The organism is Mycobacteroides saopaulense (assembly GCF_001456355.1).
Lineage (GTDB): Bacteria > Actinomycetota > Actinomycetes > Mycobacteriales > Mycobacteriaceae > Mycobacterium > Mycobacterium saopaulense.
The window spans coordinates 1263242-1284454 of record NZ_CP010271.1 but is presented as its reverse complement, the minus strand read 5'-3'; the positions used below and the strand labels follow the sequence as shown (position 1 = coordinate 1284454).

Sequence of the window (21213 nt, the reverse complement as noted above, 5' to 3'; positions counted from 1 at the left end):
GCATTAGCTGTACTGCGGCTCCTCGACGTTTGCGGCACCCGGGGTGTTCTTGGAAACCTGAACCAGGAACTCGTAGTTGTTCTTGGTCTTACGCAGCTGACTCATCAGCAGATCGATGGCCTGATGTGAATCCAGGCCCGAGAGCAGTCGGCGCAGCTTGTGCACGATGGCGAACTCGTCCGAGGACAGCAGCAGTTCGTCCTTACGCGTGCTGGACGGGTTGACGTCGACGGCCGGGAACACCCGTCGTTCGGCGATCTTGCGGTCGAGCTTGAGCTCGGCGTTACCGGTGCCCTTGAACTCCTCGAAGATGACCGTGTCACCGGTGGAGCCGGTCTCGACCATCGCCGTGGCGATGATCGTCAGCGAACCGCCGTGCTCGATGTTGCGTGCGGCGCCCAGGAAGCGCTTGGGCGGATACAGCGCGGTCGAGTCGACACCACCGGACAGAATGCGGCCCGATGCCGGGGAGGCGTTGTTGTACGCACGGCCCAGACGGGTGATCGAATCGAGCAGCACCACCACATCCTTGCCCTGCTCCACCAGACGCTTGGCCCGTTCGATGGCCAGCTCGGCCACGGCGGTGTGATCTGACGGCGGCCGATCGAAGGTCGAGGCGATGACCTCACCCTTGACCGAGCGCTGCATGTCGGTGACCTCTTCGGGCCGTTCGTCGATAAGCACCACCATGAGGTGGCACTCCGGGTTGTTCACCGAAATCGCGTTGGCGATGTTCTGCAGGATCATGGTCTTACCCGCCTTGGGCGGGGACACGATCAGGGCGCGCTGCCCCTTACCGATGGGCATGATCAGGTCGATCACGCGCGTGGTCAGCTTCTCGGTGGTGGTCTCCAACCGCAGGCGCTGGTTCGGGTACAGCGGGGTCAGCTTGCCGAACTCGGGGCGCTTCCGGGCGTCCTCGACCGGGCCGCCGTTGACGGAGTCCAGGCGCACCAGCGGGTTGAACTTCTGCCGCTGGTTCTGGTTCCCGGCGTCCGGATCGCGGGGCACCCGCACGGCGCCGGTGATCGCGTCACCGCGACGCAGCCCGTTCTTGCGCACGAGGTTCATCGACACGTAGACGTCGTTGGGGCCGGCCAGGTAGCCGGACGTGCGGACGAACGCGTAGTTGTCCAGCACGTCGAGAATTCCGGCCACCGGCTGGACGACGTCGTCCTCGCGCAGCTCGGTCTCGCCACCCTCGTTGCCGCTGTTGTTGCGATCGCGACCACGACGGCGTTCACGAGTACGACGGCCACGACGACTGCGGCCCTCGCCGTCGTCGCCGCGGTTGCCCTGGTTCTGGTTGTCCTGGTTGTCCGAGTTCTGGCCTCCCGAGCCGCCATCGCGACCCGAGTTCTCGGTGTTGTCGCCGTTGTCGCGGTTGTCGCGGGCGCCGTTCTGCTGCTTGCGCTCACCCTCGGCGTTCTGGCTGTGCTGGTTCTGATTGCGACGCCGTTCACCACGGCCCTCGCGGGGCGCGCCGCCGTTCTCGGCGTCCCTGCCCTCCGAGTCCTGGGCCGAGTCCGACGACGGCGCAGACTTGGGCGCCTCGGTGGGCAGATCGAGCGCGGTCTGAGCCGACTCGGTCTGCGCGGGCTCCTTCTGGGCCGATTCCTTCTGGGCCGATTCTTTCTGGGCGGCTTCTGCCGGCGCCGAGGAGGCCTGCGGCTGCTGGGCCTGCGTCGCCTGATTGTTGTTCTTGGGCGCGCCCAGCGCGCCCTGATGCTCGCGGATGGCGGCGATCAAGTCGCCCTTACGCATTCCGGAGGTGCCCTTGACGCCTACCTGGCTGGCCAGCGCACGCAACTCCGGCAACACCATCGTCGACAGCGCACCCAGTCCGTCACCCCGACGCTCCTTGGCAGGGCGATCGGATGAGGCTGCGGTCGGCGCCTCCGGAGTTACCGGGGCGGCTTCGGTCGCGATGAGGTCCGTATCGGTCACGGATTTCCTTTCCTTCCCCCGCCGAACATGGGGCGAGGGGTCTCACTTCGGCCAGTTAGGTTGCTGGCCGCGAAGTTCATGCTGCGGGCCCACACAGATAGGGCCGCGCGAGGTCCGGAGAAATGGCAGCTCACCATCGACCTTGCCCAATATCGCCGCCTGTCGGCGACGACTGAAACACCAGGAAGAATTTGTGATCGTCCTCGTTCTCGGCGCAGGTGCGCAGAAGCTGCAATTGCTGGGACTGATACCGAGGATAACCCCCAGGTCGGCATCAAGCAACCAGCACCCCCCGGCGAGTCCCCCGGCTCACCAGCCATAACGTCGACTATCGAACGGAGACGCCCCCCGACACCGTCATCGCCACAAGTGAGAAACCTTGATCTTCAGCGTATTTCACCGCCGAATCGGGTAGATCACCCGTGGTCAGCGCCAACACCGCAGGTCCGGCGCCGGAAAGAACCGCGGCAACCCCTTGGGCGCGCAGATATCCGAGGACCTGCGCCGAGGCCGGCATGGCCGGCGCACGCTGCGACTGATGCAACCGATCCTCGGTAGCCGTCATCAGCAGATCCGGACGCGCGGTCAGGGCGACGGTCAGCAGAGCCGCTCGGCTAATATTGAATCGCGCGTCTACATGCGTAACTGATTCAGGAAGCAAAATTCTAGTGTGCGCGGTGGACGACTGTTCCTCCGGAATGGCGGCGACAATCCTGATATCGGGGTGCACGTCGAGGCGGGTGGCCGCGTAGACCGGGGCCGCACCCGAGGTCTGCGACCAGGACACCACCGCTCCCCCGAGCACACTGGCTGCCGCATTGTCGGGATGCCCCTCGAACTCCGAGGCCAGCTGCACCAGCACATCGTCGGCGAGCACCGGGCGCCCGGCCTTGGCGAGCAGTCCGTTCGCAACGCCCAGGCCCGCCACTGCGGCAGCCGCCGATGATCCCAACCCGCGTGAATGCGGAATCTTGTTGTGACACTGGACGATCAGACCTGGAGCGGCAGCGCCTCCGGCCGCCAGCCCGCGCTCGATCGCACGCACCACGAGATGGCTGCCGTCAAGTGGAACCTCACCGGCGCCCTGACCTTCGACGGCCACCTTGAGGCCCGATTCGGTTGTGTTGACCTCGATCTCGTCATACAGGGACAGCGCGATGCCGAGGCTGTCGAAGCCCGGACCCAGGTTCGCACTCGATGCGGGCACCACCACGGTGGCCGACAGCCCCGCGGGCAGCAGATCGGTCACGCGAGTTCCAGCGCCTCGGCGACCGCACTCGCCTGCACCGGGATGGGGGTCACCTCGGGCATTCCACTCAGCGCGTTGTCGGGGTCCTTGAGGCCGTTGCCCGTCACGGTGCACACCACGGTGGAACCCTTCGGAACCCAACCGTCGGCGACGGATTTCAACAGACCCGCGATGCTGGCCGCCGAGGCGGGCTCCACGAAAACGCCCTCGCTGGAGGCAACCAGCCGATAGGCATTGAGGATCTCCTCGTCGGTGACCGCCAGGAATTTTCCGCCCGATTCTTGTTGCGCGGCAACGGCGCCCGACCACGATGCCGGAGATCCGATTCGGATGGCGGTGGCGATGGTCTCCGGATTGGCGACGGGGGCCCCGTTCACCAACGGCGCGGCACCGGCGGCCTGAGCGCCCAGCATCTTGGGCAGCCGATCCGAAAGACCGTCACGGTGGTACTCGGTGTAGCCGCGCCAGTACGCGGTGATGTTCCCCGCGTTACCGACCGGCAGCGCATGAATATCGGGGGCGGTACCCAGGGCGTCCATGATCTCGAAGGCTGCGGTCTTCTGACCCTCGATGCGCACCGGGTTGACGGAGTTCACCAGCGCGATGGTCGGATAGTCAGCCGTGGTCTTGCGCGCCAACTCCAGACAATCGTCAAAGTTGCCGTCCACCTGGATGATCCGCGCGCCGTGAATGACGGCCTGGGCCAGCTTGCCCATGGCGATCTTGCCCTGGGGGATCAACACCGCACAGGTGATGCCGGCCTTGGCCGCATACGCCGCGGCCGAGGCCGAGGTGTTTCCGGTCGAGGCGCACAGCACCGCGCGCTGACCGCGGGCCAGGGCATCGGTCACGGCCATGGTCATGCCGCGGTCCTTGAAGGAGCCGGTGGGGTTGAGGCCTTCGACCTTCAAGTGCACCGTGCAGCCGGTGAGCTCGGACAGGCGCGCCGCGGGCAGCAGCGGCGTGCCGCCTTCGCGCAGCGTCACGGGCTGCCAGTTCTCGCCGATCGGGAGGCGATCCCGGTATGCGGCGATGAGGCCGGGCCAAGGGGTGTGAACGGTCACTCTTGTGTTCCTTCCAGCCGGATGACGCTCGCGACACCCAACACCACATCAAGATCGGCTAGGGCGGCAACGGTTTCCGAAAGTGCGGCGTCGGTTGCCTTATGTGTGAGCACCACCAACCGGGCACCCGTATCGTCCACCTCGCCCTCCTGCCGAACCGTGGCGATGCTCACCTCACGCTTGGCGAACTCGGTGGCGACGGTGGCGAGCACACCCGGCTTGTCGGCCACCCGCATGCGCACGTAGTAACGCGTGGGGATCAGGCCGATCGGCGCGATCGGCAGCTGGGCATACCTGGACTCCAGCGGCCCACGACCGCCCTGGACACGGTTGCGCGCTGCCATCACCAGATCTCCTAGTACCGCGGACGCGGTAGGGGCGCCACCGGCTCCCTGACCGTAGAACATGAGCTGTCCGGCAGCCTCGGCCTCCACGAAGACGGCGTTGAACGCGCCGCTGACGCTCGCCAATGGATGGGTGAGCGGCACCAGCGCCGGGTAGACACGTGCCGAAACACGTTGGCGTCCCTCGGCATCGGCGAGACGCTCGCAGATGGACAGCAGCTTGATGGTGCACTGCAGGGCTCGCGCGGACTCGAAGTCCTCGGCACCGATGTTGGTGATGCCCTCGCGGTACACGTCCTCGGCGCTGACCCGGGTGTGGAAGGCGATGGATGCCAGGATGGCCGCCTTCGCCGCGGCGTCATAGCCCTCGACATCGGCGGTCGGATCAGCCTCTGCGTATCCGAGTTCCCCGGCTTCGGCCAGCGCCGTGGCATAACCGGCCCCGGTGTTGTCCATGGCGGACAGGATGTAGTTGGTAGTGCCGTTCACGATTCCGGATACCCGGATCACGGAGTCACCGGCCAGTGACTGCGTCAACGGGCGGATCACCGGAATGGCGCCGGCCACGGCGGCCTCGAAATAAAGGTCGACCTTTGCCTTTTCGGCGGCCTCGGCGAGTTCTCCGGCCGATTGCGCCAGGAGTGCCTTGTTGGCGGTGACCACCGACTTACCCGCGTTGAGCGCGGCCAGAATGCCGCGCCGTGCCGGTTCGACCGGGCCCATCAGCTCGACGACGATGTCGACGTCATCGCGCGCGACCAGGGTGTCGATATCGTCGGTCAGGAGATCCACCGGTACGCCGCGGTCGTCGGCGACGCGGCGCACGCCGATGCCCCGAATCTCCAGCGGGGCGCCGATACGGGCAGCGAGATCACTTGCGCTGCTTTCGATGATGCGCGCAACTTCACTACCGACGTTGCCCAGGCCCAGGATCGCTACGCCTATTGGACGACCGGAGTCGCTCACCTTTCCTCCTCCAAACTCACCAAATCCTCGACGGTCTCGCGCCGCAGGATCAGTCGCGCCTTGCCATCCTTGACGGCGATGACCGCCGGACGGGTAAGCAGGTTGTACCGGCTGGACATCGAGTAGCAGTACGCACCGGTCGCGGCGACGGCCAGCAGGTCGCCGGGAGCCACATCCTCCGGCAGCCACGCGTCCCTGACCACGATATCGCCGCTTTCACAATGCTTTCCGACCACCCGAGACAGCACCGGAGCGACATCGCTGTCACGCGAAACCAGCTGCGGGTGATACTCGGCCTGATACAGCGAGGTGCGGATGTTGTCGCTCATTCCGCCGTCGACGCTCACGTAGCGGCGCTGCCCGTTCGAGAGAATCACGTCTTTGGTGGTACCCACCCGATACAGGGTGACGGTGCCGGGACCGGCGATGGCCCGGCCCGGCTCGATCACCAGACGCGGCTCGGGCAGACCCACCAGCGCCGACTCGGTGCGCACGATGACGCCGAGCTTGGCGGCCAGATCCTCGATGGGGGGCGGGTCGTCGGAGGGCACATAGCTGATGCCCAGGCCGCCACCCAGGTCGATGATGTTGAGCTGCGCGGTCTTCTCGGTTCCGAACTCGGCCACCACGTCGCGCAGCAGTCCGATGACCCGGTGTGCGGCGACCTCGAATCCATCGACATCGAAGATCTGCGAGCCGATGTGGCTGTGCAGCCCGACCAGTCGCAGGTTGTCGGTGGCGAAGACGCGCCGCACGGCCTCCAGTGCCTGCCCGCCTGCGAGCGACAGCCCGAACTTCTGGTCCTCGTGTGCGGTGGAGATGAACTCGTGGGTGTGTGCCTCGACACCGACGGTGACGCGCACCAACACGTCCTGCACCACCCCGGCTTTGCCCGCGATGGCGTCGAGCCGGTCGATCTCGATCATCGAGTCGACGACGATGTGCCCGACACCGGCCTGAACCGCCTGCGCAAGTTCGGTCTCGGATTTGTTGTTGCCGTGCAGTGCGATTCGCTCCGGCGGGAACTCGGCCCGCAGCGCGATGGCCAACTCCCCCGCCGAACAGACGTCCAGGCCCAGCCCCTCGTCCTTGATCCAGCGCGCGATCTCGGTGCACAGGAACGCCTTCGAGGCGTAGTGCACGCGGGCGGCGCCACCAAAGGCCGTGGCCATGTCCTGGCAGCGTGACCGGAAGTCGTCCTCGTCGATGACGAACAGCGGAGTGCCATACCGCTCGGCCAGCTCCGAGACGGTAAGGCCCGCGAGGGTAACCTCGCCGTTCGCACCGCGAGAGGCGTTACGGGGCCATACATTCGGCGCCAATTCAGTCGGATTGGCCGGTGGTGCACTGGTCATGACGGTGTGCTGTTCCCCTTCTGCGTGGCGGGGGCCTGCCGGGTGTGCGCTCACATCCGCTCCGGTGCGCTCACGCCGAGAATGTCCAGGCCGTTGGCGATGACTTGGCGAGTGGCCAGGCACAGCGCGAGCCGCGCCTGGTGTAGCGGTCCAGGAGCCTCATCCCCTTGCGGGAGCACCCGGCACGAATCGTAGAACCGGTGATAGTCGCCGGCAATGTCTTCCAAATAGCGTGCGACACGGTGCGGTTCACGCAGCACCGCGGCGTTCTGCAGGATTCGGCCGAACTCGCCGAGTCCGCGGATCAGCGCACCCTCCTTCTCGTGGGTGAGCAGCTCAAGATGATCGGTCGAGTGCTGAAGGCCCAGGTCGGCGGCGTTGCGAGACAGCGCGCAGAGCCGTGCGTGCGCGTATTGGACGTAGTAGACGGGGTTCTCGCTCGACGCGGAGGCCCACAGCTCCAGGTCGATGTCGATCGAAGTGTCCACCGAGGATCGGATCAAGGCATAACGCGCCGCGTCGACTCCGATCGCGTCGACCAGATCATCGAGGGTGATGACCGTCCCGGCACGCTTGGACATCCGGACCGGTTGGCCGTCGCGCACCAGGTTGACCATTTGGCCGATCAGCACCTCGACGCTGTCTGCGTCGTAACCCAGGGCAGCCGCAACGGCTTTCAGCCGCGCGATGTACCCGTGGTGATCGGCGCCCAGCATGTAGATGCACAGGTCGAAGCCACGCTCGCGCTTGTCGAGGTAGTAGGCGATGTCACCGGCGATGTAGGCGGGGTTGCCGTCGCTCTTGATGACCACGCGGTCCTTGTCGTCGCCGAAGTTGCTCGCACGCAACCAAGACGCGCCATCCTTCTCGTAGATGTTGCCGGTCTTGCGCAGCTGCGCGATGGCCTCCTGCACCCGGCCCGAGGTGTGCATCGAGTCTTCGTGGGTGAAAACGTCGAAGTCCGTTCCGAACTCGTGCAACGACTTCTTGATATGGGTGAACATCAAGTCCACGCCAATCTCCCGGAACACCTCGGACCTCTCGGCGTCCGCCAACTCGAGCGCATCGGGGCGCTGGGTGAGAACCTGCTTGGCGATATCGGCGATGTAGTCGCCCGCGTACCCGTCCTCGGGAGCTTCCCGGCCTTCGGCCGAGGCGATCAGCGAACGGACGAACCGGTCGATCTGCGCGCCGTGATCGTTGAAGTAGTACTCGCGGGTGACCTTGGCGCCCTGGCGAGTCAGCAGACGGCCCAGGGCATCGCCGACTGCGGCCCAGCGGGTGCCGCCGATGTGGATCGGTCCCGTCGGGTTGGCCGAGACGAATTCCAGGTTGATGGTGTGGGTGCCCTGCGACTCGGAGTTGCCGTAGGTGTCGCCCGCATCCAGGATGTTCGCGACGATGGTGCCCTGCGCGTCGGCGGCGATCCGCAGGTTGACGAACCCGGGTCCGGCGATCTCGGCGGCCGCGATCGCATCGTTGGAGACGAGCGCCTCCACCAGCCAGGTGGCCAGGTCACGCGGGGCGACACCCACCTTCTTGGCGACCTGCAAGGCCACGTTGGTGGCGTAGTCGCCATGCTCCGGATTGCGGGGCCGTTCGACGGTCACATCGGCGGGCAGGGCCGACGTGTCCAGGCCTCGCTCGTCCAGCACCGTGGTAGCGGTGGAACGTAGCAGGTCGGCAAGGTCGGCGGGAGTCACGGCGATCATCCTATGGGCTGGGGTATCCAGGCCCCGAATCCTTTACCCGCGACCGAAACGGTGGTCGGGGTGTGCGCCATCATGCGCTACGCTGTCAGGGCCCTGATGCCCTCGTAGCTCAGGGGATAGAGCGTCTGCCTCCGGAGCAGAAGGCCGCAGGTTCGATTCCTGCCGAGGGCACACAATTATAATTATTCGGTAGTAGGACTTTCGGCCGCGGCGGCTGCGGCCTCACGGGTGAGCTGCTTCTCCGTCTTGACACGTCGGCGCCAGTTGCGGACGACGAAGAACGTGACGAGCAGGACAATCAACAACGCGACAACCGCCCCGATCGCCGTGGCTCCCCGGAATCCAGGCGCCTCGACATCGAGTACCCGCTCGCCGGCGTGGGCGGAATTGCTGGTCCCGAGCACAATCGTCAGGGTCATCAGGTTGGGCACCGCGATGATGACCGCAAGCAACGTCAATACCCCGGCGAAGAACGTCCCACCGCGCCGCCCTCGCATCAAAAAGGCCCACATCGCCAGCAACAGGGGAATTCCGGTGCACAGCAGCCCGAGCGTGAGCCCGCTGCCGATCCCCTTTGTGAAACTGCCGTGGCCGGACATGTCGGCGATGCGTTGCGCCCACCAGCGCGGGATGAAGGCGGACAACGCGAAGTACACGGCCACCAGCGCAAGCAGCAGTGCGATGCCCCCGATCACGCGCCCGCGCCATCTCACCCAGAAGGAGTCCTTGCCCGCAGGCCTTGCTTCGCCGCTCCCAGCCATACGAAAAGGCTATTCCACGAGAAATGCTTTCGTGCGTCAGACGGCGGCAATCAGTTGACGCAGGGCGTGGGCTTCCACCGCGCGTACAGCAGCGACAGCCCCAGCACACCCAGGCCCGCCACCGCGAGCACCGCACCGACGACAGACGGCGCGCGATAGCCATATCCGGCGGTGATGACCAAACCACCCAGCCAGGCCCCACCGGCATTGGCGATGTTGAGGGCCGAGTGATTCAGCGCGGCGGCCAGCGTCTGCGCGTCATCGGCGACGTCCATGAGCCGGGTTTGGAGCGCCGGCACCAGGGACGTACCGGAGACCCCAACCGCGAATACCAACACCAATGCGGCCCAGGGGTTTCTGGATACCACCGCGAAGATCACCAGCATCACGGCCACCAGCACCAGCCCGATGGCGATGGCCCGAACCACGCTGCGGTCTGCCATCCAGCCGCCCAGCACATTTCCGGTGACCATGCCGATTCCGTAGACCGCCAGCGCGAGCGGGACAAGCGCCCTGGACAGTCCTGAGACGCTGGTGAGCGTGGTGCTGATGTAGGTGTAGAACGCGAACATGCCGCCGAATCCCACGATGCCGATGAGCAGGGTGAACCACACCTGCACCCGGCGCAGCGCTCCGAGCTCGGTCAGGGGATTGGTAATCGTCATATCCGTCAGCCCCGGCAGGTAGCGCAGCAGTGCCGCAACGGTGATCAGACCGATCACCGCGACGACCGCGAAAGCAGAACGCCAGCCCACGGTATTGCCCAGCCAGGTGGCCACCGGGACCCCCAGGACATTGGCCACCGATAGGCCCAGCATGGTCTGCCCCACCGCCTTGGCACGCTGGCCCGGCCCGGCCAGGTGGGCAGCGACCAGGGCCGCCACGCCGAAGTAGGCGCCGTGCGGCAATCCGGCGACGAATCTGGACGCGATGAGCGCCACGTAGCCCGGTGCGAAGACGGTGGCCGCATTGCCGATGGTGAACGCAATCATCAGCGCAATGAGCAGCGTCCGACGCGAGGCACGGGCGGTGAGCGCCGCGATGACCGGTGCTCCGACAACCACACCCAGCGCGTAGGCACTGATGACGTGCCCAGCTTGCGGTTCGGTGACGTGCAGGCCATGGGCGATATTGGGCAACAGCCCCATCGCGACGAATTCAGTTGTACCGATCCCGAATCCACCGATGGCCAGCGCAAGAATCGCGCCGCGGCGTGCGCGCGGCGACACCGGGGGCGCGGGCTGCGCGCGTGAGTCGACAACGGCGGTCATGAAGTGGGCTCCTGTGCGGTATGCGGTGGGATGCCACGGGCCGAACGCACGCGGCGGCGCACACCGATGAGCGCCTTGGTGGGTCAACCGACAATTCTGCCGGGTTCATTCCCTCCAGGCGAACCGTGGTCGTCTCGCAGTTGCGAACAGTCGTCAGCGGAACGGACTGATGACGTCGCGCATGAACTGACCGATGTTGGTGGGCATGTCCCCATCGGGGAAGCTCGCGGTGGCCAGCACGTTGCCGCCCGCGTCGGCGAAGTTCCGGTCGGCGCGCTGCTGGTGGGTCGAGTTGGTCACCAGGATGATTCCCGAGGCACCGGCCTGCTTGGCGAGCGGCACCGAGAACTGCGCGTTCTGCACCGTGCTGTTGGCCCGCGGCTCCACGATGATCCGGTCGGACGGATACCCAAGGCCGACAAGCATATTGCGCATCTGCTCGGCCTCGGACACACCGTTCTGGGGGTTGCCACCGGTCACGATGATGAACGAATTCGGAAACATGTTGGCGATAGCCCTACCGGTCGCCACGCGTTGATAGAGCTTGTCGCGCATCGAACCGTCAGGCTTGAGGCCGTACCCGAGGATGACGACTGCCGGCTTCGAGAAATCCTTGCCCATCGCCATGGGCTCGGCGCTCGTGGTGGCAGGGGCACACAGCATGAGGACGGCACTGACGACCACGGCGGTCGTCCATCGAGTGATCAATGCGTCCTCCAAGACCCGCGTGACTTCTGAGACGGACGAGATACATGGTGCCAGAGTTACCCCTGTCAAGTCGACCCGCCGGTCAAATCTCTCGCGGTTTCCCCTGGTGTGACCGACCTGACAGATGTAGGCTGTGTTATCAGACACATGTCTACTAACACCACAACGCCGTGGAGGGTGACGTGACACAGACCTCAACCATCGACCGGGCAGCCGGCACTCCCGAGCCCATCGCTCCCCCGGTCGTGGCGCTTCCCAAACTGGCCCAGGGCATCGCCTTCGTGGCCTCGCGCCGCTGGACCACCACCCGGCTGGCGAAGAGGTACGGGAAGATCTACACGATCAACATCCCCAAGTTCGGGTACACGGTCGTGGTGGCGGACCCGGACCTGGCCCGGCAGGTATTCACCACCAGCACCGAAATTCTGGGCAATATCCAGCCCAATCTGAGCCAGCAGCTCGGACCCGGATCGGTCTTCGCGCTGGAACGCAACGAACACCGGCATCGCCGCAAGTTGCTCGCACCGAAATTCCACGGCAAGGCCATGGTTCAGTACGAGCAGATCATCGAAGAAGAGACGCTGCGCGAGTGCGCATCCTGGCCGGAAGGCCAGGAGTTCGAGACCATGGAACCGATGATGCGGATCACGCTCAACGCGATCCTGCGCGCGGTCTTCGGCGCCGACGGCGCTGAGCTGGACGAGCTGCGCACGCTGATCCCGCCGTGGGTAGTGCTGGCCTCGCTGACAACCCGGGTGCCACAGCCCAAACGCGACTATGGACGTTTCAGCCCGTGGGGCCGACTGAAGACCTACCGCGCACGCTACGACGAGGTGATCGCGCTACTCATCGACAAGGCCCTCGCCGCACCGGATTTCGAAGACCGCACAGACATCCTGGCCCTGCTCCTGCGTTCCACCTACGACGACGGCACCACCATGTCGCGCAGCGATGTCTCCGACGAACTGCTCACCCTGCTGGCGGCCGGCCACGAGACCACCGCCACCACCCTGGCGTGGGCCTTCGAGCGGATCACCCGGCACCCCCAGGTGCTCTCGCGCCTGAGCGAGGAAGCTCAGACCGAGAGCGGCGAATACCGTCAGGCGACAATCCTTGAGGTACAACGCAGTCGGCCTGTCATCGACTTCGCGGGCCGGCATGTGCTGGCCCCTTACGTGGACATCGGGCCCTACCGCATCCCACGTGGCCACTCCGTGGTGGTGAGCATCAACCTCATGCACGACGACCCGGACGCATTCCCCAACCCGGAACGATTCGACCCCGAACGCTTCACAAGCGCCAAACCCGGCAACTCGTGGGTTCCCTATGGTGGCGGTACCCGGCGCTGCGTCGGAGCGGCCTTCGCCAACATGGAGATGGACATCGTGCTGCGGACCGTGTTGCGGCACTTCGTCATTGAAAACACGACGGCACCCAACGAAAAGTGGCACTCGCGCGGGGTTGCCTCCTGCCCCAAGGACAACGGGCTCATCACAGTGCGGCGGCGCTGACACCGTCAGCCAAGCCTGCGCAACTCCGCCTCGCGTCGTGGAACCACGCCGCCAGTTCTACGGCATCACGATCGAAAACCGCACCATCGCGCGCCAACAGGTCACAGCTCACGGATGCCGTTTACGCAGCCGCATGAGAATCTCCCCCTCAGGACCGCCGGTGAATGTCACCTCGCGGCGCGGGTTCTGCCCAGGCAGCAGATCCAACTCATACTTCTGCGCCAGCGCGGCGATCCCGATGATGGCCTCCAGGTTCGCAAAGCCCGAGGCTATGCACATCCGCTTGCCGGCACCAAAGGGCATGTGCGCCTTGCGTTGCTCGGGTTGCAGGTTCTCCTTGAGGAATCGAGAGGGGTCGAAGGTCCTGGCATCCTCCCACACCCGCTCGTTGTGATGGATGCTGTCGATGAGCACCATGACCGTCGTCCCTGCGGGAATCGGGTAGTCCCCCAGCACATCATCGGCCTTCGCCGCGCGAGCCAGACCTAGGATTGGCGGGTACACCCGCATGGCCTCGTTGAGCACCGCGGCGGTCCACGGGAGATTGTCGACATCCGCGGCCGTCGGAAGACGCCCATCCAGCACGCGATCGACCTCTTCACCGAGCTTGGCGCGCGCATCGGGGTTGCGGGACAACAGATACCAGGTCCACGCAAGGGCGGCGGCGGTGGTCTCGAATCCGGCGCCCAGGAAGGTCATCAGCTCGTCCCGGATCTCCAGATCCGTGTACTTGGCGCCCGTTTCCGGATCTTCGGCGGCCATCAACAAAGCCAGCAGATTGTCCTGGCGCGTGATCCGGCCGCTGCGGTGGTCGGCGATGAGCTGATCAATGGTGCGCTCCACCCAGCGCAGCCCCTTCATAGTGCGCCAGGCAACTACCGATGCCCCGACGCGCAGCACCCTGATGGCCAATCGCGGGGTGTGCGAAGACAATTCATCTGGCCCATGCGTGGCAAGCTTGTCCACCACCCAACGCAGCGGCGGTGCCGCCCCCACGATGAAGCCGACGCCGAACAATTTGAGCAGCCGCGCGAAGTTGATCCGCATGCGCTCGGCCATGTCGCCGGACAGGTCGATGCCGAACATCGTCTGCGCGACGATATCCATGGTCAGGTAGTTCATCTCGGCGGTCACATCCACCGGCTTGCCTTGCTCGTGCAGGGCATCCCAGCGAGTCAGGGTGCGCGCGCTGGCCTCGGCCATTTGTGGCGCGAACAAGTCGACCTGACGTTTGGCAAAGATGGGCTGCACCAGCCGGCGGTTCCGGTTCCACAGCCCTTCGTTCAAATCTGTGACCAGCCCGCGACCGAAACCGACTGCCAACAGGTCATATTCGGCGCTCTTGATGTAGTTGTCCTGATTGGCGATCAGCACATGGCGGGCCAGTTCGGGGTTGCGAACGATCACCGCCTTGCGCATAGGTGCGCGGGCGACGATGACATCGTCTTGTCCCGGAAGATCCGCAAGGTACTCGGAGATGGTGTGCCGATAGGTGGACCAGACCGCGCCGAGGGCCAACCGCCATGACTTGAGATAGCCGACGCGGGTGTTGTGCCACCGCAGGAAAGTGGGGCCACCCGGGTACAGGTCGTGGTTGACCGGACATCCGCCGGCCTCCGGCGCGGTTGGTGCGGAAAGGGGTTCCGGCTGCAACGCTGGAGCCGACATGATCAGACCCTTTCCTGCTGAGAGGCGTCGTGCGCCTCGTCAACCTCTGATCCGGAAGTCACCTCTTCCACCACGGCCTCGATCTCGTCGTCGTTATTGTCGTCGTCATCAGCCTCGGGGCCCTCGTCGACGTCGGCAAGATCCTCGTCTTCGACATCCTCGGCCAGGTCTTGGGCATCCCATCGGTTGTGATCAGCACGCGCCCTCTTGTTGGCCTCTGCGATTTCGAAACCGTCGGCCACAACACCGCTGATCTCGCGCGCCACTTCCCCCACGGTCCGCGTGATGATGCGAATTATCCGGCCGGTACGAGACCCCACCGACTCCACGACTTCCTGGACGACGTTGACGTTGCGTTCAACAGGTCCCACCATGCTGCACTGTCCTTCCGGATTCAGTAACCAAATAGTGAACAATCGTGCACTGGATTTAGTGTGCGCAACGTAGATGAACCTGTCAATACCAGACATCAACGCGGTTTAGAACGAAACAAGGTCAAACAGTAAGAGTACGTACGTACACTGAGAAGCATGCGACACAGTCGTGCCGAGAAGAAACTGCACACCCGCCGCGCATTGCTCGACGGCACCCTGGATCTACTCAAGGTGCGCGGTTTCGCCGCCGTGAGCCTGCGCGAGGTGGCCAAATCCGCGGGCCTGGTACCGACCGCGTTCTATCGGCACTTCGAATCAATGGAGGATCTGGGCACCGTCCTGGCCGAGGAGAGTGTTCGCGCGCTACGTGACACCTTCCGTCAGGCCCGACGCGAGGCGGGCAGTGACAATCCCGCCAAGATTCTCGGCCTCATGGTCGATCGAGTCAGCGAGCATGCGAACAACTTCCGGTTTCTGGTTCGTGAACGTCACGGTGGCTCACCTCAAATCCGGCGTGCCATCAACAACGAAATGCGCATGCTCACCAACGACGTGGTGGTCGAACTCGCACGTAATCCGGCGACAAACCATCACACCACCGAAGACCTCGAGATCGCGGCAGATCTCATCGCCGGGTCGATTCTCAACACGATCGGCATGTTGGTAGACACCGACCACCCGACCGACGCCGACGCGCACACCGCCCTGAATCGTGCGCTGCGACAGTTAGACCTGGTCACCAGCGGGCTGGCTCACACCCGCACCGTCACGGTCGTCATGGCCGAGCCCGGCAAGACTTCGCACGAATCGTCCGCCACAAAAACATCCCCGTGAGCAGGCCGACCGCATCGGCCACCAGGTCCAACAGACTGCCATCACGATGCGGAACCCACAGTGCCTGAATGACCTCTGAACACGCCGCGAATACCAGAACCCAAGCCAGCGTCGGTTTCTCGCCAATCCTTGCGAAGCGCGAGGACGCGGCCAGCATCGCGAAAATCAGAATGTGCACCACCTTGTCCGCCCCCGGAGGGCCGGACGGAACGGTGCCACCTGGGGTGAACAGCAGCAGGCAGGCGATCGCGAGGGCGCACAGGAGAGTGAGCCAGCGAAAGCACGCAGACCAGGACTGAACCATGCGAATCATCGTGACCCATATTGCCGCTTCGGTTCTGGGTGATTCAAAGCGATGCCGCCGAGGGGCATGCTGCGTAGAACGAAGACATGACTTCCGCCCCGTCAGTCCCGGACATTCGCGCCCTGCCCGGCACCGAGACCTACCGGAATCTACTCACCCAGGTCGCCGCTGGCGCCCGGGATCGCGATCTGGATGACGAGAATCCCTTCGACCAGGTCCAGCTGCTCAAGCAGGCGGGGCTCGGCCGACTGCGCATCCCCGTCGAGCTCGGTGGTGCGGGACTTTCTGTACGACAACTCTTTTCCGTCATCATTGACCTCGCCCAGGCGGACCCGATCGTCGCGCATATCTTCCGCACTCATTTCTGGTTCGTCGAGGAGCGACTGCGCACACTCTCCGATCCCACCTCGGCCGCCTGGCTGACCAAGGTGAACGAGGGCAATCTCTTCGCCAACGCGTTCAGCGAGAAGGGCACGTTGGCCGTCGGGAGTCTGGTGTTCAACACACGGCTGCTGCCGGTGGGCGACGGCTATCGATTGAACGGCGAGAAGTTCTACAGCACCGGAACACTGTTCGCGGACTACCTGACGGTTACCGCCACCACCGACCGTGACTCGGTAGCATCGGTGATCGTTCCCGGTGACCGCGAAGGGGTGCGGCTGGTCGACGACTGGGATGGCTTCGGTCAGCGACGCACCGGCACTGGCACCACGATATTCACCCAAGTGGACGTCGGCGCCGATGAAATCCTCTCCGACACACCATATGACGCGGCCCCCGTCCCCACCACGCAATATGCGTCGCTGCAGCTTTACATTCTGGCGATCGTGGCGGGCGTGCTGCGGTCGGTCGTGGACGACGGTGCTGCGCTGCTGCGATCCCGTCACCGCAACTTCAGCCACGCTCTGACCGAGCGGCCGGTCGACGACCCTCTGCTGCAACGCACCCTCGGCGAGTTGAGCGCGACAGCGTTCGCCGCGGAGGCGGCCGTTCTCGCCGCCGCCGATGTCATTGGCCTCGCCACCGAATCCGTACGCGACGGAATCCCCGATGCCCAGCTGGCCGAGGACGCTCAGCTGGCGGTCGCCAAGGCCAAGGTGCACATCGACGCCGTCGCCCTCGATGCCGCCACCAAACTGCTGGACCTGGGCGGAGCCAGCGCCTCCAGCCGGAGCCGCAACCTGGATCGGCATTGGCGCAATATCCGCACCATCAGCCTGCACAATCCGGTGCACTACAAGGCCCGCGTGATCGGCCAGAACCTGCTGCACGGCACGCCGGTTCCCGCGAACGCCTACTTCTGACGGACTGGCAGGGGCCTGCCGAGTCGCTCAGGCCGACAAGCTGATCCGCTGTGCCGCGGTCACCGAACGGTATCGATCGGGGCTGCAGGTCAGCACGATCACCTGGGCCTCGGTGCCCACCGCCCCGAACACCTCCCCCATGCGTTCCAGCCTGTCGTTGTCGGTGAACCCCAACGCGTCGTCGATGATGACGGGCACCGCGTCCTGAGGTGCCACCAACGCCGCACTGGCCAACCGGGCCACGATGCCCAGCTGCTCCTTGGCGCCACCCGAGAGCGACTCGTAGGGCACCGTCCTGCCCTCCAGAGTCCTGCTGCGGATGGTCAGGTCTGTGTCGACGTCCACCTCGAAGGTGGGGCCGAAGACCATGCGGCCCAGGCGTTCCAGCTCCGCACGGAAGGGATCGACATATCGCAATCGCATGCCGTCCCGATGACGCATCATCACCGATCGGAGTGTGTCGACGGCCCGCGCCTTCGCGCCGATCCGCGCGAATTCCGTTGCCGCATATTCCCGCTCGGAGGCGGCTGCGTCCAGTTGATCCTTGCGCCCCTGCCTGCCGAACACCTCCAGCCGCACTGAGATATCGCGCAGCTGATGACGCAGCGCCTCGTGTCGCTGATCCAGAGCCTGTGCCTGCGCCGAGACTTCATCGAGCTCGGCACGCACCCGATCGGCGTCCAGCGCCGCCAACTGCTCCACGAGGTCGGTGACACGGCGCGTGGTCAGATCGGCCGCCTGCACCGCCTGGTCGTGACGCTCGGCCAGCAACTCGTCGGAGGCCGAAGACCGCGCATGAGTAAGACGCAGCTCGGCGGCGGTCAACTCCTCGGCGCGCGCTGCCCGCTTCTCCCGCAATGCCATTGCTTCGGCGGCCTTCTCGGTGAGCCGCTGAGCAGCCACCTGGACCGCCTGACGGTGGGTGAGCTCCTCGGCCTGCAAGCGCTCCACCTCGCCCACCAATCGGGCGACCTCGGCGCGTGCTTGCGCCGGATCGATCGCGTCCCACAGGCCGGTGGCCTCTGGGGCCAACTCGCGCAACCTGGTCAGCTTCTCGCGCAATGCTTCGAGGTTGTCCACGCCCATGAGGCCATCGAGCAGTGCGGTCAACCGGTCACGTTCGGCATTCAGTTCGGTACGCCGTTCATACTGCTTCTGGGCCTGTCCTAGATCGACGACACCGGCATCGGCCAGTGCGCCGGTCAACGTCTCGCGGGCGCTCTCGAGGTTCTCACGCAGCTGAGAGGCGTTGGCCCCCGGAATAATTCGAGCGACCGCCACGCCGGGGGCGGTGATCTCGATGGTGTCCGTGGCGGCGCCCGTCCACTGCTGCCCCGCCCCTACCCGCACCTGCTCACCGTTGACGGTGATCTCCACATCGGCGAGCGCTCCGACCTCGACCTGCGCCGACGCGGTTTCCAGCGCTACCTCCGCCATCCCGACAGCACGCGCCGCGGTCTCGATCGCGCTCAGGCGCTGTGCGGTGATCGCCAAGGCCGAGTGTTCCGAGCCCACTGATGCCAGCTGTCGGGTCGTGAGGTCGATGCGCGACACCCTGGCCGCCAAACCGTCGACCTCGTCCCGGGCCAACACGCGCTCCAACGTGCCGCGCGCCGCCTCGAGCTGGGCGCGGGCGCCGTCGACCGCTTCTGTGGTGCGGGCGGCCGCGGCCACGGCCGCCTCGGATACCTGTTGTGCGGTGGCATGCGCTTCGGCAGTGGCGGAAACCTGATCCGCGAGCCCGTCGATGGAAGCCCGCCGGGCCTGGATATCGGCGACCAGCTGAGCCCGTTCATCACGTTTTGTCTGGGCCGCGACCGCCGCCGCCTGCGCGGCCTCGGCCACGACGACGGCGTTGTCACGCTGCTGCACAAGCATCGAAATCGCTTGGGCCGCGTGCTCCAACGGAGCCAGTCGGCGGCCGACCTCGGCGCGATCGGTGATGATGGCGGCCAGCTCCCGGGTGAGCGCATCATGCTCGCGGACCTGCTGATCGACCTCGGCCACGGCCGCGGTGGCGACGGCCAGAGCATCCTCGGCAGCGGTCAGACGCGCGGCGGCCTTGGCCCATTCACCGGTCGGGCGCCCGGTCCCGGTGAAGTACAGGGCGTACTCGGCGTCGATCCGCTCCACCAGATCCGGCTCGCTGCCCGAGAGCGCAACCGATTGCCCGGCAGCCAAATCCAGAGCACGGGTGAGCGCATCGCTCGATGACAGGTCGAGCACCCCTGCCCCCGCCGACTGCAGGACCCGTTGCGCCTTCCAGAGATTCATGTCGATGGACTGATCGAGCATGTCCAGCACACGCTGATGCGCCTCGTCGCCGGAGAGTTGTTCGCGTCGCGGTTCGATGACCGTCAGGTGGGTCTCGGCGCGCTTGTGGAACCGCTTGCGATACACGAACCTATACGGTCCGCAACTGATTTCGGCCTCGATCTCGGAGCCGACGTCGGCAAAGGTGGGCTTGACCTGCTTGACGTCCTTCTTGGTGGAGCGGTCCTTGGATTCGATCAGCAGGTCCAGCGCCTCGATCATGGAGGTCTTGCCGACCTCGTTCGCACCACTGACCACTACAACGCCACGATCGGGAAAAGTGATGTCGCGATGCGCGATCCCGCGGTAGTTGGTGACCGAGAGCCGGTGCAGCTTCACGCCGCCGACCCTCGTCTCACGGCGTGGCCCGATGTCGCACTGGCCTGTCGAGCGCCGGATGTGAGGCGCAACAGCAGCGACAACGCGCCCTGCGCGTCAGCGGACGCTGCTCCCCCGGCGGCCGCCATCTCCTTCAGCTCGGCGATCGCCGATTCGGCGAAACCGCCGACACCAAGGTCGCTGAACTCTCCGTCGGCGGGCACCACCGCGATATCGGTGTGCCGCTCCCACGTCCGCACGCTCGCGAAAAGCCGGGCGTACTTGTCCAGGCACTCCTCGAGCACGGCGTTGTCGGTCACGCTGAGCGTGCCGGTCAGTGCCAGGCGCACCACCGTGCGCTCCTTATCGGGCAGCAGCTCGAGGTTCAAACCCAGATCGGCGATATCGCGCGCGTTGTCCACCGAGCGCCGCAGCGTGACGAACCGCCACCGTCCCACATGGTGCGCATCCACCCGCACGGCACCCGACTGGTCCAGGTCCACCACGAGGGCGTGGCCCGGATCGGATTCGACATCGTCGTAGTTGGTGACCTCGGGCGCCCCCGAGTACCAGACCCGCCCACTGGCACCCACCTGGGTACGCGAATGCTTGTCTCCCAGGGCCACGTAATGGACAGCGCCCCGGTCCAGGGCATCCTCGACGGCCTTCAGCGCGATCAGCGCCGGTTTCGTCGGATCGGGATCGAGGACGTCGACGCCGCCGTGTGCCACCACGACGCGCCGGGTCCCGTCGGCGGGCAGACCTTCCAGCTGCTCGGCCACCAGATCATGCGTAGGGGCCTTCGATCTCCAGGGGACCGCCACCAGCTCGACGCCGGCGGCCACCTGGTGCACACCGGCGGTGTCAAGCACATGGACGTTCGCGGGCTTTTCCGCCAGGAACAATTCACTGGTGTACACGGAGGCGGCATCCAGCGGATCATGGTTGCCAGGAAGTAGGTAAATGTCCACACCGACGCCCCGCATGACCTCCAGTGCCTGGCTGATGACGCGCGGCGCCAGCTGATTGGACTCGAAGACGTCTCCACACACCACCATGAAGTCGCAACCCTGCGCCACAGCAACCTCACCCAGAGAGGCGATCGCCTCCCGACGTGCGGCCGAGTACCGGGGCTGCGCCTCACCGGCAAGGAAATGCCGTGTCATGCCGAGTTGCCAGTCGGCGGTGTGCAGGAACTTCACAAGCGGAG

Annotated in this window: 17 protein-coding genes and 1 tRNA gene; 4 read left to right on the top strand and 14 right to left on the bottom strand. The window is 65.5% G+C overall.

Annotation, left to right across the window (positions count from 1 at the left end):
* Positions 1-3: 3 nt before the first annotated feature.
* From rho to argS, 6 genes are all read right to left on the bottom strand, one after another.
* The gene (rho, locus tag MYCSP_RS06450; RefSeq protein WP_088413424.1) at positions 4-1947 is read right to left on the bottom strand and encodes a transcription termination factor Rho; all 1944 of its coding nucleotides are present in this window, start codon (positions 1945-1947) and stop codon (positions 4-6) included.
* Positions 1948-2275: 328 nt separating this feature from the next.
* On the bottom strand, positions 2276-3196 hold the full coding sequence (gene thrB, locus MYCSP_RS06445) for a homoserine kinase (RefSeq protein ID WP_088413423.1): 921 nt from the start codon (positions 3194-3196) through the stop codon (positions 2276-2278).
* Complete coding sequence (thrC, locus tag MYCSP_RS06440) at positions 3193-4260, bottom strand: threonine synthase (RefSeq protein WP_070911397.1); 1068 nt, start codon at positions 4258-4260, stop codon at positions 3193-3195. Before thrC ends, thrB begins: the two co-directional genes overlap by 4 nt.
* Positions 4257-5570, bottom strand: coding sequence for a homoserine dehydrogenase (locus tag MYCSP_RS06435; RefSeq protein WP_088413422.1), 1314 nt, complete (start codon positions 5568-5570; stop codon positions 4257-4259). The genes thrC and MYCSP_RS06435 overlap by 4 nt, the downstream gene beginning before the upstream one ends.
* The gene (gene lysA / locus MYCSP_RS06430) at positions 5567-6979 is read right to left on the bottom strand and encodes a diaminopimelate decarboxylase (RefSeq protein ID WP_070911399.1); all 1413 of its coding nucleotides are present in this window, start codon (positions 6977-6979) and stop codon (positions 5567-5569) included. Before lysA ends, MYCSP_RS06435 begins: the two co-directional genes overlap by 4 nt.
* Positions 6976-8628, bottom strand: a complete 1653-nt coding sequence (argS, locus tag MYCSP_RS06425; RefSeq protein WP_083013996.1) for an arginine--tRNA ligase — start codon at positions 8626-8628, stop codon at positions 6976-6978. The genes lysA and argS overlap by 4 nt, the downstream gene beginning before the upstream one ends.
* Before the next feature lie 107 nt (positions 8629-8735).
* On the opposite strand from argS, the gene MYCSP_RS06420 reads away from it, so the two are divergent.
* A tRNA-Arg gene (locus tag MYCSP_RS06420) sits at positions 8736-8808 on the top strand.
* A gap of 11 nt (positions 8809-8819) precedes the next feature.
* Here the strand turns inward: MYCSP_RS06420 and MYCSP_RS06415 are convergent.
* From MYCSP_RS06415 to MYCSP_RS06405, 3 genes are all read right to left on the bottom strand, one after another.
* Positions 8820-9398, bottom strand: coding sequence for a permease (locus MYCSP_RS06415; RefSeq protein WP_083013909.1), 579 nt, complete (start codon positions 9396-9398; stop codon positions 8820-8822).
* 50 nt (positions 9399-9448) lie between these two features.
* Entirely contained in the window at positions 9449-10669 is a 1221-nt protein-coding gene (locus tag MYCSP_RS06410) for an MFS transporter (RefSeq protein ID WP_083013908.1), read from the bottom strand.
* 153 nt (positions 10670-10822) lie between these two features.
* Positions 10823-11389: a YdcF family protein gene (locus tag MYCSP_RS06405; RefSeq protein WP_083013907.1), complete on the bottom strand. Its 567-nt coding sequence runs from the start codon at positions 11387-11389 to the stop codon at positions 10823-10825.
* A gap of 158 nt (positions 11390-11547) precedes the next feature.
* Here MYCSP_RS06405 and MYCSP_RS06400 point away from each other — a divergent pair, with 158 nt between their 5' ends.
* The gene (locus tag MYCSP_RS06400) at positions 11548-12888 is read left to right on the top strand and encodes a cytochrome P450 (protein WP_083013906.1); all 1341 of its coding nucleotides are present in this window, start codon (positions 11548-11550) and stop codon (positions 12886-12888) included.
* A 108-nt stretch (positions 12889-12996) separates the two neighbouring features.
* Here MYCSP_RS06400 and MYCSP_RS06395 read toward each other — a convergent pair whose 3' ends face one another.
* Positions 12997-14556, bottom strand: a complete 1560-nt coding sequence (locus MYCSP_RS06395) for a cytochrome P450 (RefSeq protein WP_083013905.1) — start codon at positions 14554-14556, stop codon at positions 12997-12999.
* A gap of 2 nt (positions 14557-14558) precedes the next feature.
* The gene (locus MYCSP_RS06390; RefSeq protein WP_070911403.1) at positions 14559-14930 is read right to left on the bottom strand and encodes a hypothetical protein; all 372 of its coding nucleotides are present in this window, start codon (positions 14928-14930) and stop codon (positions 14559-14561) included.
* 156 nt (positions 14931-15086) lie between these two features.
* Here MYCSP_RS06390 and MYCSP_RS06385 point away from each other — a divergent pair, with 156 nt between their 5' ends.
* Complete coding sequence (locus MYCSP_RS06385) at positions 15087-15764, top strand: TetR family transcriptional regulator (RefSeq protein WP_070911404.1); 678 nt, start codon at positions 15087-15089, stop codon at positions 15762-15764.
* Here the strand turns inward: MYCSP_RS06385 and MYCSP_RS23590 are convergent.
* Positions 15706-16068, bottom strand: coding sequence for a VanZ family protein (locus MYCSP_RS23590; protein WP_268793822.1), 363 nt, complete (start codon positions 16066-16068; stop codon positions 15706-15708). The two genes, MYCSP_RS06385 and MYCSP_RS23590, sit on opposite strands and share 59 nt — an antisense overlap.
* An 86-nt stretch (positions 16069-16154) precedes the next feature.
* On the opposite strand from MYCSP_RS23590, the gene MYCSP_RS06375 reads away from it, so the two are divergent.
* A complete protein-coding gene (locus MYCSP_RS06375; protein ID WP_088413421.1) occupies positions 16155-17372 on the top strand; it encodes an acyl-CoA dehydrogenase family protein in 1218 nt (405 codons plus the stop codon).
* 27 nt (positions 17373-17399) lie between these two features.
* On the opposite strand, the gene MYCSP_RS06370 is transcribed toward MYCSP_RS06375, so the two are convergent.
* Positions 17400-20024, bottom strand: a complete 2625-nt coding sequence (locus tag MYCSP_RS06370; protein WP_088413420.1) for an AAA family ATPase — start codon at positions 20022-20024, stop codon at positions 17400-17402.
* Positions 20021-21205 carry a metallophosphoesterase family protein gene (locus MYCSP_RS06365; RefSeq protein WP_088413419.1) on the bottom strand — a complete coding sequence of 395 codons (1185 nt, stop codon included), beginning with the start codon at positions 21203-21205 and terminating at the stop codon, positions 20021-20023. Before MYCSP_RS06365 ends, MYCSP_RS06370 begins: the two co-directional genes overlap by 4 nt.
* Between the last annotated feature and the right edge of the window lie 8 nt (positions 21206-21213).

What these genes read in the sequence shown, in the direction of transcription:
- MYCSP_RS06410 (WP_083013908.1), bottom strand. Translation starts at nt 10,669, where the DNA reads ATGACCGCCGTTGTCGACTCACGCGCGCAGCCCGCGCCCCCGGTGTCG.
- MYCSP_RS06375 (WP_088413421.1), top strand. Translation starts at nt 16,155, where the DNA reads ATGACTTCCGCCCCGTCAGTCCCGGACATTCGCGCCCTGCCCGGCACC.
- MYCSP_RS23590 (WP_268793822.1), bottom strand. Translation starts at nt 16,068, where the DNA reads ATGGTTCAGTCCTGGTCTGCGTGCTTTCGCTGGCTCACTCTCCTGTGC.
- MYCSP_RS06395 (WP_083013905.1), bottom strand. Translation starts at nt 14,556, where the DNA reads ATGTCGGCTCCAGCGTTGCAGCCGGAACCCCTTTCCGCACCAACCGCG.
- MYCSP_RS06415 (WP_083013909.1), bottom strand. Translation starts at nt 9,398, where the DNA reads ATGGCTGGGAGCGGCGAAGCAAGGCCTGCGGGCAAGGACTCCTTCTGG.
- MYCSP_RS06385 (WP_070911404.1), top strand. Translation starts at nt 15,087, where the DNA reads ATGCGACACAGTCGTGCCGAGAAGAAACTGCACACCCGCCGCGCATTG.
- MYCSP_RS06390 (WP_070911403.1), bottom strand. Translation starts at nt 14,930, where the DNA reads ATGGTGGGACCTGTTGAACGCAACGTCAACGTCGTCCAGGAAGTCGTG.